The organism is Burkholderia sp. 9775_39 (genome assembly GCF_015712225.1).
Taxonomy (GTDB): Bacteria; Pseudomonadota; Gammaproteobacteria; order Burkholderiales; family Burkholderiaceae; genus Burkholderia; species Burkholderia cenocepacia.
Window position 1 is genome coordinate 103,445 of the sequence record NZ_JACCQC010000021.1, and the last position, 11,879, is coordinate 115,323.

An 11,879-nucleotide genomic window follows, 5' to 3' on the forward strand; every position below is an offset into this window, starting at 1 on the left:
GACCCGGCACGTAACGGGTTCGTGCATTCGCGCTGTCTTGCTGCGGGTTTCCGAATACGTGACGAGACGACTTCAGGGTATTCAGACCGGCAGTGATGTCGTGCAGGTCCGAAAAGCGGAAAGCACGCTCAGTAAGCGGACATCTCGACGCAAGGATCGACCTTGGACGGCGAGCAGATGACCGAGTACTTCGCGCTCTCGCGCATCAGCGCTTCGCCTTCGTGCAGCGCGATCTTGATCTCGGGGTGACGCTCGTACGCAAGGAAGGCCGAGCACACGACGGCGGACATCACAACGAGGGAAAACACAAATTTTTCAAGGGTTTGGAAACGTTCAGGCATGATGTGGACCTTTCTCTCAGCCCGTAATTATACCTTGAGATAAGGGTTTTCCCTATAGCCCTGCCCGCATACCGAGGATGCGTTCAAACGAGATGGAACCGAAGATTGCGCCCTTTTTTCAGGACATGCGGCCGGGGCGGCCGGCAAGGCCGAGGCGGGCTGCTCGAGGACGAGAAAGCGGCTTGCCGCCGGCGCGTTACCGGCCCGCTGCGTCACGTCACTCCGACGCCGACGCACCGCTCGCCGCGTTGCCGGGCCACGCCTTGCCGATATGGTCGATCAGCGACTTCGCGGTACCCGTCACGAGCGCCGCGTCGACGCCCGACGTCTGCCACGAACCGTCGGCCGCCTTCACGAAGGTCAGGTTCGCGCGCGACGGCGAGTAATCGGCGTTGCGCCACGTGACCACGACGTCGCACGAATACGTGCGATCGCCGAGCTTCCTGCAGTCGCCGTCGGGTTTCGCCGACACGACGTCGGCCGATACGGGCAGCGGCTGGCCGAACAGCGCGTTCAGGCCGCCGTGGTTTTCCGCTTCGAGCGCGCGGCGCACGGCGGCGTCGACGTCGCTCGATCCGGGGCCGTCGTGAAGCAGGTTACAGGCGGCCAGCAGCGTCGAGGCGCCGGCGAGTGTCAGCAGCGTATGAAACTTCATGGATATCCGTCGATCGGGTGAACGCCGCGTAGTCTGCAACGTCCCCGGGTCGTGCGCGGTATCCATTTGTAACCAATTGCACGCTGCCCGGCGGCCCGGCGCGATCGTGCGACGCCCTCGCCTACTGCCGCTCCTGCTTCACGCGGCTCACGAGTTGCGTCGGACTGACGAACTGCAGCGCGATCACGACCCATACGAGCGTGATGGCCATGTAGATCATCGCCATCGCGTCGATCGACTGCGGCGCGCGCACGCCGGTCGAGAACACCGCGTAATACAGCGCGACGACGAGCGTCTGCGTGCTCGGGCCCGCGGTGAAGAACGTCAGCTCGAACATCCCGATCGTGCGCACCAGCACGAGCAGCCCGGCCGCGAGCATGCCGGGCACCAGCAGTGGCAGCAGCACGTAGCGGAAATAGCGCCACGTGTTCGCGCCGAAGATGCGCGCGGCGGCTTCGAGGTTCGGATCGATTTGCTCGATGAACGGCGTCATCACGAGGATCACGAACGGCAGCGCCGGCACCAGGTTCGCGAGGATCACGCCTGGCAGCGTGCCCGCGAGTCCGATCTTGTACATCACGGTCGCCATCGGAATCCCGTACGTGACGGGCGGCACCATCAGCGGCAGCAGGAACACCAGCAGCGCGAAGCGCTTGCCGCGGAACTGCACGCGCGCGAGCGCATACGCGGCCGGCACGCCGAGCGCGATCGACAGCAGCACGACCGCGCCGACGACCTCGACGGTCACCCACAGCACGCTCGCGAGCTGGAAGTCTTCCCACGCCTTCGCATACCAGCGCAGCGTGAAGCCCTGCGGCAACGGCGTGCCGAACCAGCGCGTCGCGACCGAGTTCACCGCGACGGTCGCGATCAGCAGCATCACGTTCAGCAGGAAGAACGCCATCAGCCCCCAGACGAGCGCCTTCCATGCGCGGCCGGCGAGGTGGTTGTTCATCCGCTGCGGTTTTCCGGTGTCGACGGGCCGCGCGTCGGGCGCATCGTGTTTCGGCGGCCACGTGCGAGCGGCATGATTGTCGGTCGCCATCAGCCCTTGCCTCCCGTCACCGCGCCCGTATAGAAGAAGCGGCGCGCGCCGAGCATCGACGCGACCATCAGCAACTGCACGAAACCCATCACGATCGCGATCGCCGACGCGAGCGAATAGTCGTAGCTTTCGAACGCGGCTTCGGCGGCCGCGATCGAGATCACGCGGGTCGGCCCGGCGGGCGCGCCGAGCAGCACGGCCGACGGAAACACCGAGAACGCCTGCACGAACGACAGGCACGCGGCCATCGTGAGCCCCGGCACGAGCAGCGGCAGGTAGATCTGCCGGAACTGCTGCCACGGGTTCGCGCCGAGCGTCGCGGCCGCGCGCGCGAGCGTCGGGTCGATGCCGCTGATGTACGACAGCATCAGCAGGAACGCGAACGGAAAACCCGACACGATCAGCGACAGCAGCACGCCCCAGTAGTTGTGCGTGAGGCGCACTTCGTCGGTGTACAGGTGCAGCCCCTGCAGCGCCTGCGGGAACCAGCCGTTCGGCCCGAAATACGTGAGCATCCCGTCCGCGACGAGCACCGTGCCGAGCGTGACGGGAATCACGAGCAGCGTCGTGACGAATTTCTGGTACGGCGAATTGCGGCGCAGCGCGAACGCGACGGGCACCGCGATGCCGACGTTGAGCAGCGTCGCCGGCACCGCGAGCTTCAGCGTGACGAGCACGGTCGGCCACATCGCGGTGTCGGTGAAGAACTGCACGTAGTTCGCGAGCGCGCCGCCGCCGTTCGTCGCGTTCGTCGGCTGGAACGACAGCACGAGGCCGTACGCGAACGGATAGATGAACAGCGCGGCGATGAACGCGAGCGCCGGCGTGACGAGCCAGGCTTTCGCGTCGCGCGGCGCGCCGCCGGTCGCGAGCGTGCTCATGCGGCCTCCGGGCGCGACGTCGCCGCGCATGCCGGTTGGCGCAACCCGGTCATCGGACGTCTCCCGCATAGACCAGCGTGCGCGCCGGCGCGACGCGCAGCCGCAGCGGTTCACCTTCCGTGAACTCGCCGGCCATACGGGCCCAGACCGCACCGAACGGCGTGATCGCGCGGATCAGCGAGTCGCGGCCGCCGTATTCGACCGTCTCGACGGTCGCGTCGAACGCGTTGTCGGCACCGGCTTCCGCGCGCTCGATGTCGTCCGGACGCAGCGCGACCACGACCTCCTTCGCGTCGAAGCCGGCCATCGGCACACCGGTGAGGCGCACGCCGCCCGACGTGACGTTCACGTAATCGCCAGCCATTCCTGCGAGCGTAAACGGCAGCACGTTGCGATAGCCCATGAAGCGCGCGACATGCAGGTTGTGCGGGCGCGTGTAGACGTTCTTCGGCGACGCGACCTGCTGCACGACGCCCTCCTTCATCACGACGATGCGGTCGGCCATCGACAGCGCCTCGTCCTGGTCGTGCGTCACGTAGATCGTCGCGCGTTCGAGCTGCGTGTGGATGCGGCGGATCTCCGCGCGCATCTCGATGCGCAGCTTCGTGTCGAGGTTCGACAACGGCTCGTCCATCAGCACGAGCGGCGGCTCGATCACGATCGCACGCGCGATCGCGACACGCTGCTGCTGCCCGCCCGACAATTGCCCGGGCAGCTTGCCCTCGTGGCCGACGAGTTGCACGAGTTCGAGCGCCTGCTGCGCGCGCCGCCGCGTTTCCTGTTTCGGCACGCCGCGCATCTTGAGGCCGAAGCCGACGTTGTCGAGCACCGACATGTGCGGAAACAACGCGTAGTTCTGGAACACCATCCCGAAACCACGCCGCTCGGGCGGCAGCACGTCGATGCGCACGTCGTCGAGCCAGATGCCGCCGCGCGTGAGCGGCTGCAGCCCGGCGATGCAGTTCAGCGCGGTCGATTTGCCGCAGCCCGACGGGCCGAGCAGCGCGATGAACTCGCCGCGCCGGATCTCGAGGTCGAGCCCGTTCAGCGCGGCGACCTGCGCGCCTTCCGTATTGGTGAAACTGCGGCACACACCGTCGAGCCGCAACCGTTCGAAACTGTGCTTCATTGCGCGAACTCCATCGACGCGGGCGCCGCGGCGCCCGCCGGTTCAGGCGTCATTTCGATTTTTGCGATCCGATCTCGCGATCCCATTTCTGGAACGCGGCGACCATCGCCTGCGCGTTGAGCGGCTGCACGTGCGGACGGTCGGCGAGCAGCTTCGCGTATTCGGGGCGGCCGAATTTCCTGATCACTTCCTGGCTGTGGGCGGGCGCCATTTCGAGCGTCACGCCCTTCACCGCCGGGCCCGGATAGAAGTAGCCGTCGTCGTAGGTCATCGCCTGCTGCGCCGGTTCGAGCAGGAAGTTCATCAGCTTGAACAGCACGTCCAGTTTTTCCTTCGGCACCCCCTTCGGGATCACCATGTAGTGCGCGTCGTTCACCCACGTCATGTTGTCGAACGCCTGGATCTTGAATTCGGCCGGCACGATGCCGAGCGCGCGCGGGTTGAGGTCCCAGCCGGTGACGGTCACGGTCATGTCGCGCGTGCCTTCGCCGAGCTCCTTCATCACCGCCGACGTGCCGCCCGGGTAATACGGCACGCAGTCGTTCAACTGTTTCAGGAACGCCCAGGTCTTGTCCCAGCCGTTGATCGGGTCCTGCGGATTCTTGTCGCCGAGCACGTACGGCAGCCCCATCAGGAACGTGCGGCCGGGGCCCGAGTTCGCCGGGCGCGCATAGATCAGCTTGTTCGGGTGCGCCTTGCACCACGCGAGCAACTGGTCGGGCGTCTTCGGCGGGTCGCTGACCTTCGCCGGGTTGTATTCGAGCAGCGGGCCGGCCGGCATGTAGGTGACTTCGAGGCCGTAGCCCTGCGCGAGATCCTGCATCTTGCGCGGGCCCGGCGCGTACTTGTCGAGCACGCCGGGGAGCGCCCCCGCGTTGTCGGGCAGGAGCTTTTGCCACAGGTTCTGCTCGATGCCGGCGGCCAGCGCGTCGGTGCCCGTCAGCACGAGGTCGATGTCGGAGCGCCCCGCCGCCTGCATCGCCTTGATCTTGCCCGGCAACTGCGGCGCGGGCGCATTCGTGAACGTGACGTTCGACACGAGGGTCGGGTTCTTCTCCTTGAACGCCTCGATGGCCTTCTGCGTGAGCTGCAGGTTGCCGGCCACGTCGACGATGTTCAGCGATACGGGGGCCGCCACGGCCGCGGCGGCCGACAGCGTGAAGCCCAGGGCGAGTGCGATCCGGCGGACACGGCGAGCGATCGGGGTGGTGTTCATGTCTCCTCACTTCGGTCGGTGGATGGGACCTTTCTTGTCAGGAAATCATGACGGCGTTATACGATGTCGGTCAACAAAAAACCACGGATTGCGGGGCGGGACTTTCCCTGACAAAAACCTTCCGTTTGTTAAGGAATTGTGTGGCGACCGGCTTGCCGGGGACCACGGGATCGCGTGGTGCGGCGTGTTAAGACGTCGTATCTCAGCGCGTGGCGAAACGGTATCGCGTCGGGTCGCATGGCGGCCAGTGCGGCCCCCGGCCGGCGCGCGCCGCCCCGGTCGGGCCGGCGCACGGCGGATGGATCTTCCGTCAGGCCGCGCGAAGCGTCGCCACTTCCCCGATCCACCGCTCCGCATCGTGCCACTCGCCGTAGCCGGATGCCGGGTTCAGGTGCCCGACCTCGCCGAGATCGACGAGCCGGCTGCCCCACCCGGCCGCCAGCGTTTCGACGCGTTCGAAGCGCGCGAGCGGATCGTTGCGGCTCGCGGCGACGATGCTCGGAAACGGCAGCGGCCCGGTCGGCACCGGGGTCCAGCCGTGCGCGGCGAGCGCGCCGGGCGTCGGATAGCCTGCGGGCATCGGCGTATCGAGATCGGCCGGCGCCGCGAGCAGCGCCCCGTGAATCGCGCGAGTGGCCTGCCGCGCCCAGTGCACGACGATCATCACGCCCGCGCTGTGTGCGACCAGCATCACCGGCCCGTCGATCGCGGCCAGCGCCGCATCGAGTGCCGCGACACGCGCGGCGCGGCTCAGCTTGTCGGCGTCGAGCGGCGCGACGGAGCGTGCGTTCGGCAGACGTCGTTCGAGATGCGTCTGCCAATGGTCTTCGACGTGATCGCGCAAGCCGGGCACGATCAGGATGGTGGGAGCGGTCGCCAGGGTCATGCAGCCTCCAGGAAGCGGTCAGGAAGAAGGTTCAGGACAGTCGTGTCGCGCGCCGTTCGCGTTCGACGCGCGCGAGATCGGCCGCATAGCTCGCGCGTCCGATCGCGAACAGCACGGCCGCCGCGAGCGGCACGGCCGGAATCCATTGCAGTGCGCCGACGAGCCCGGCGCGATCGGCCGCCCACCCCGTCAGCAGCGGACCCGGCGCCATGCCGAGCAGGTTGTTCGCGAGCGTGAGCGTCGCGAACGCCGACGCGTGGATCGCGGCCGGCGTGAGGTTCGCGACCATCGCGCCCGATGCGCCGGACGCGCCCGCGCCGACCAGCATGCCCGCGCAGATCAGCGCGAGCTGCAGCAGCCCGGGCGGCAACCGGAACGCGACCGCGAGACACACGCCGGTGAGCACGCAATACGCGATCGCGGTCAGCCATTTGCGCGAGCCATCGGCCCGGCCGACGCGGTCGGTGACGATGCCGCAGCCGACCATCCCGACGCCCGCGAGCAGCACGAAGCCGGCCGCAAGCACGGCCGCGCGGTCGGGCGCCATCGCGTAGTAGCGGTTCAGGTAGCTCGGCAGCCACGCGAACAGCGCGCCCGGCACGAACAGGTGCAGCCCGCTGCCGAGATACGCGCAGATCACCGAGCGCGACGCGAACAGTCCCGACATCAGCGCCCGCACGCTGCCGCGCAGATCGCGCGGCGCGTCGGCCTCGCGCCGGCACGGTTCGACGCGGTACGCGGCGAGCCGCCGCTCGGTCACGACGCAGCGGTATGCGACGAGCAGCACGATGCCGAGCGCGGCCATCACGCCGAACGACCAGCGCCAGCCGAGATGCGCGCCGACCAGCCCGCCGAGTGCCATCCCGAACACGGAACCGAATGCGCCGCCGGCCATGAACGCGCCGGTGAGCGTCGCGCGCAGCCGGGCCGGAAAGATGCTGAGGATCAGCGCGACGCCGACGCTGCCGTACGCGGCTTCGCCGAGCCCGACGAGGCCGCGCGCGACCAGCATTTCCGCGTAATTGGTCGACAGCGCGCAGCCGAGCGTCGCGACGCTCCACAACGCGGCCATCAGCACGATGCTGCGCACGCGCCCGAAACGGTCGGCGAGCACCGACAGCGGAAACGTCAGCAGCCCGACCAGCAGCGCGACGACGCCGGACAGCGAACCGAGCTGCGTGTCCGACAGCGCCCATGCGTGCTTGAGCAGCGGAAACACCGCGTTGAGCACCTGCCGCGACATGTAGTCCGACAGCAGCAGTCCGACGGTCAGCCCGAACACGAGCCACGCATACGCAGGCGCGCGCCGCTCGGTGGCCGTCCGGTCCTGCAGCGACGGCTCGATGTGATGAATCAACATGCGTGTCTCCTCCGGCACCGGGGCGGCAATGCGCCGGCGCGGCTTGCGCGGCCCCGCTCCGTGTCCCGGAGCTAGCCCTCGCGCGTCGCGCGAGGATGGGTGCCGCGCCACCTCGATCGGCGGGCGGCGCTCGCGGCCGCCCGGGGCGCTGCGCGTCAGGCCGCGCGCAGCGGCACGCTCACCTGGCCCGGCCGGCGGTTCGGCGCCATCCCGAGCTGCGCGAGCGTTTCGTCGACGCCGTCGTACTGCACGCCGATCCGGTAGATCGCCTTCGCCTCCTTGCCGGTCGCGATCTCGCGGCCGAGTTCGCGGGCGATCCGCACGCACTGCTCGACCTGCTGCACCGACGTCATCCGCTTGCCCTTCTGGTCGATGATCGTGTCCTCGATCCCGCAGCGCGGATGCAGGCCGAGCGCCATCGCGACCGTGTTGATCGGCAGTACGTTCTTCATCAGCGATTCGAGCGTGATGCAGGCGCCGTCCGGGCAGCGCCGCACGAATTCCATGAAGTTGTACGGATTCGGGCCGTCGAAGCCGCCGCCGATGCCGACCCACGTGACGTTCAGCGGGCCGCGATAGACGCCGCGCCGGATGATCCGTTCGAGCGTTTCGAGCGCATGCATGCCGGTCAGCTGGAAATGCGGCTGAATGCCGGCCGCCTGCAGCCGGCGCAGGTGTTCGTCGACCCAGCCGGGGCCGGCGGGCACCGTCATCTCGCGATAGGCGTCCCACAGCGCGGCCTCGTTCAGCGACGTGCCGGCGATGTCCTTGCGGCTCATCAACTCGGTGATGTTCATCTGCACGGTGTTGATCGCGACCGTCACCTGGTCGGGCTTCGGCGTCAGCTCGGCGAGCATGTGGCGCGTGTCGTCGGACAGCCATTTCGCTTCGGCGCCGTCGCCTTCCGGCGCGAACGAGATCGAGCCGCCGACCTGCAGGATCATGTCCGGCACCGCTTCGCGCAGCCGGCCGAGCAGTTCGTTGAATTTCGACAGCCGCTTGCTGCCCTTGCCGTCGAGTTCGCGCACGTGCAGGTGCAGCACGGTCGCGCCTGCGTTGTAGCAGTCGACGGCCTTCTGCACGTGCTCGTCCATCGTCACCGGAATGTCTTCCGGAAAATCGGCGGGCATCCATTCGGGGCCGTACGGCGCGACCGTGATGACCACCTTGTCCTGGTTTTCCGGGTGCAGCGAATCGTCGAGAAATTGCATGTCGTCCTCCAGTGGGAATCGTTGTGGTTCGGGCGTACGAGGCCGTACCGGCGTGCGTACCCCGCCACGCCGGGCGGCGAGCCCGGCGCGTCGTGTCTCGGGTGGCGAATCGGTCGGCGCGCGGTGGCGCTCAGAACGGCACGTCGCCGACGATGCCCGCGCGCTCCATCCGGCGCACGCACGGCGGGTAATCCATCACCGCGTAATGCTGCGTGCTGCGGTTGTCCCAGATCGCGACGCTGTTCTTCTTCCAGCGCCAGCGCACCTGGTATTCGGGGATATAAGCCTGGCTGATCAGGTACTGCAGCAACTGGCCGGCGCCGGGGTTCGCGTCCTGCCCGTAGCGCACGCGCGCCGGCGTGTGGAAGTTCGTGAAATGCGTGGCGAACGCATTCACGTACAGCACCTTCTCGCCGGTTTCCGGATGCGCGCGCACGACCGGATGCTCGGCGTCCGGATACTGCGCCTTCAGCGCGAGGCGCTTGTCGACCGGCATCGCCGCGCCGAAGCTCGCCTCGATGCTGTGACGCGCGCGCAAGTCGGCGATCTGCTGCTTCACGTGGTCCGGCAGGCGCTCGTACGCGAGCACCATGTTCGCCCACATCGTGTCGCCGCCAACCGGCGGACCCTCGATGCAGCGCAGCACGCAGCCGAACGGCGGCGCCACGCGCCAGCTCGCATCGCTGTGCCACGCATTCTCGTAGCGGTCGTTCGGCTGGTCGGGCGACTTGTAGATCCGCACGAGCCCGGGGTGCTCGGGATCGCTGCCGGCGACCGGATGATCCTCGAGCTCGCCGAAGCGCCGCGCGAACGCGACGTGCTCGGCGCGCGTGATGTCCTGGTCGCGCAGGAACAGCACGCGATGCCGCAGCAACTGCGCGCGGATCTCGGCGAACAGGCCGTCGTCGTGCACGGCGTCGGCGAGGCTCACGTCCAGCAGTTCCGCACCGATCGCGCAGGTCAGGGGTTCGACTCGCATGCGCGCCTCCTCAGACGATGAACACCGACGAACCGGTCGTCTTGCGCGATTCGAGATCGCGGTGCGCGTGCGCGGCGTCCTGCAGCGCATAGCGCTGGTTGATCTCGATCCTGATGCGACCGGCCGCGACGTGCGCGAACAGTTCGCCGGCCAGGTCGTTCTTCTCGGCCGGATCGGCGATGTAGTCGGCCAGCGCCGGGCGCGTCAGGTACAGCGAGCCCTTCATCGCGAGACGCTGCGGATCGAACGGCGGGATCGGGCCCGACGCGGTGCCGACGCACACCATCAGCCCGCGCCGCTTCAGCGAATCGAGCGAGCCTTCGAAGGTGTCCTTGCCGACGCTGTCGAACACGACGTCGACACCGGCGCCGTCCGTCAGTTCGCGCACGCGCTTCGCGACGTCCTCGCGGCTGTAGTCGATCGTGTGGTCGCAGCCGTGCGCGCGGGCGATCGCGGCCTTGTGTTCGCTGGAGACGGTGCCGATCACGTTGAGCCCGAGCAGCTTCGCCCACTGCGACACGATCAGCCCGACGCCGCCGGCGGCCGCATGCAGCAGGATCGTGTCGCCCGGCGCGAACGCATGGATGCGGCGCAGCAGGTAGGCCGACGTGAGGCCGCGCATCGTCATCGCGGCAGCCGTTTCGCACGCGATGCCGGCCGGCAGCCGGACGAGCGGCGCGGCGGGGATCAACCGTTCGGTGCTGTACGCACCCAGCGTGTTCAGGAAGCCCGTGTAGGTCACACGGTCGCCAACGGCGACGTTCGTCACGCCGGGGCCGACGGCCTCGACCACGCCGGCCGCCTCGACGCCGATGCCGGCCGGCAGCGGCACCGGATACAGGCCGCTGCGGAAATACGTGTCGGCGAAGTTCAGGCCGACCGCCTCGTGCCGCAGGCGTACTTGGCCGGCGCCCGGATCGCCGACGTCGACCGCCTCCCAGCGCAGCACGTCGGGGCCGCCGGTTTCGTGGAATCGCACTGCATGTGCCATCTTGTTCTCCGTCAATCGTCAGTCCGATGCGCGTCGCGCATCGGCGGGTTCGTTCGTGTCCGGCGGCGTCGCGGGTGCGTTGTCCGCCGGGGGTTCGTCCAGTCCGGTCCAGTCGGCGTCGCCGAGGTAGCGCCGCGCGGCCGGGAAAATCACGCCTTCGATTCGCCCCATCTGCTCGAACGCGCCGTGCGCATAGCGGGCCAGCGCGGCGTCGAACGCGGCCGACGGCAGCCCGTCTTCGGCGAGCCGCGCGAGCGCGCCGAGGGCGTGCGTGTCGCGCTGGCGCTGACGGTCGAGTTCGTCCAGTTCGGCCGCGACGCACTCCGCACGAACGCGCAATGCCGCGAAGAGCCGCGCTTCGGTGGCCGTGCCGAACCGGGCGTTCTGCAGCGCGGCGAGCGCAGCCAGCGCGCGCCGTGCGTCGGCCGCTTGCCGATGCGGCTCGTTCGTCGCGTCGCCAAGCGCCGCCAGCGCGTGCAGCAGCCCCCCGGCCATGCGATGCGCATCGAGGCAGCGCGCGATCACGCGCGCCGCGGCGGGCGCCCGCCGCGACGGGCAGACGAGCACCGGCACGCCGCTCGTCGCGAGCAACTGCCGTCGCTGCGCGCGGGCCACCGCATCGGCGTCGGGCGGCAGCGCCGCGACGCCGATCAGGTCGCAGCCGAGTTTGCCGGCCAGCACGCCCGGCGACGCGTCGCCGGCCCCCGGATGGCCGGCCCCCGGATGGCCGGCCCCCGCGATCCCATGGGACAGGCCCTGCGCTCGCGCGGCGGCTTCCACTTTCGCACCGTGTCCGGGCAGCCGCGCTCCGGATAAACGCGAGTCCGGCGCGGCGGCGGGCAGCACGAACGTGACCCGCGCGCCGACCGCGCGCGCCAGTTCGAGCGCGTCGCCGATCGCGTCGATGCCGCCGGGCGCGTCGTCGACCGTCACGAGCAGATGGCGGTACATCGTGTCGCTCCGCTCAGCCGGCGGTCGGCGCGCTACGCGTCGCGCCGGTCGATACGATCTTCATGGGTGCCCTCCTCGTGGCGTTCGTCATGCATCGGAACCCATGCTATCGACGCCGCGCCGGGGCGGCCCCACTCGTCGCGGGGGGGATTGACGCACGAACGCGGTTCGACCGATCCTTGCCGCACGCCCACCCCGGACGCTGGCCCGCACGGCCCCGCCGGACTCCACTGC

General features: G+C 68.9%; 12 protein-coding genes. All 12 read right to left on the bottom strand.

Features of this window, described 5'->3' with window-relative positions; all coding sequences use genetic code 11:
* Window positions 1-128 precede the first annotated feature (128 nt).
* Window positions 129-341 carry a hypothetical protein gene (locus tag H0X90_RS25760; RefSeq protein ID WP_006497261.1) on the bottom strand — a complete coding sequence of 71 codons (213 nt, stop codon included), beginning with the start codon at window positions 339-341 and terminating at the stop codon, window positions 129-131.
* A 217-nt stretch (window positions 342-558) separates the two neighbouring features.
* Window positions 559-996, bottom strand: coding sequence for a hypothetical protein (locus tag H0X90_RS25765; protein ID WP_034201768.1), 438 nt, complete (start codon window positions 994-996; stop codon window positions 559-561).
* Between the two features lie 121 nt (window positions 997-1,117).
* A complete protein-coding gene (locus H0X90_RS25770; protein ID WP_006483582.1) occupies window positions 1,118-2,041 on the bottom strand; it encodes an ABC transporter permease in 924 nt (307 codons plus the stop codon).
* Complete coding sequence (locus H0X90_RS25775) at window positions 2,041-2,922, bottom strand: ABC transporter permease (RefSeq protein ID WP_069352116.1); 882 nt, start codon at window positions 2,920-2,922, stop codon at window positions 2,041-2,043. The genes H0X90_RS25770 and H0X90_RS25775 overlap by 1 nt, the downstream gene beginning before the upstream one ends.
* 49 nt (window positions 2,923-2,971) lie before the next feature.
* On the bottom strand, window positions 2,972-4,051 hold the full coding sequence (locus H0X90_RS25780) for an ABC transporter ATP-binding protein (protein WP_077190398.1): 1,080 nt from the start codon (window positions 4,049-4,051) through the stop codon (window positions 2,972-2,974).
* A 49-nt stretch (window positions 4,052-4,100) separates the two neighbouring features.
* Window positions 4,101-5,267, bottom strand: a complete 1,167-nt coding sequence (locus H0X90_RS25785) for an ABC transporter substrate-binding protein (protein WP_006483573.1) — start codon at window positions 5,265-5,267, stop codon at window positions 4,101-4,103.
* A 310-nt stretch (window positions 5,268-5,577) separates the two neighbouring features.
* Window positions 5,578-6,153, bottom strand: coding sequence for an alpha/beta hydrolase (locus H0X90_RS25790; RefSeq protein WP_006483577.1), 576 nt, complete (start codon window positions 6,151-6,153; stop codon window positions 5,578-5,580).
* Between the two features lie 31 nt (window positions 6,154-6,184).
* Window positions 6,185-7,513 (bottom strand): MFS transporter, encoded by a 1,329-nt coding sequence (locus H0X90_RS25795; protein WP_077190396.1) that lies wholly within the window; start codon window positions 7,511-7,513, stop codon window positions 6,185-6,187.
* 155 nt (window positions 7,514-7,668) lie between these two features.
* Window positions 7,669-8,724, bottom strand: coding sequence for a 3-keto-5-aminohexanoate cleavage protein (locus tag H0X90_RS25800; protein ID WP_077190394.1), 1,056 nt, complete (start codon window positions 8,722-8,724; stop codon window positions 7,669-7,671).
* Window positions 8,725-8,854: 130 nt separating this feature from the next.
* Window positions 8,855-9,703, bottom strand: a complete 849-nt coding sequence (locus H0X90_RS25805) for a TauD/TfdA family dioxygenase (RefSeq protein ID WP_077190392.1) — start codon at window positions 9,701-9,703, stop codon at window positions 8,855-8,857.
* A gap of 10 nt (window positions 9,704-9,713) precedes the next feature.
* Entirely contained in the window at window positions 9,714-10,694 is a 981-nt protein-coding gene (locus H0X90_RS25810) for a quinone oxidoreductase (RefSeq protein ID WP_006490884.1), read from the bottom strand.
* 18 nt (window positions 10,695-10,712) lie between these two features.
* Window positions 10,713-11,645, bottom strand: coding sequence for a universal stress protein (locus H0X90_RS25815; RefSeq protein WP_006497269.1), 933 nt, complete (start codon window positions 11,643-11,645; stop codon window positions 10,713-10,715).
* Between the last annotated feature and the right edge of the window lie 234 nt (window positions 11,646-11,879).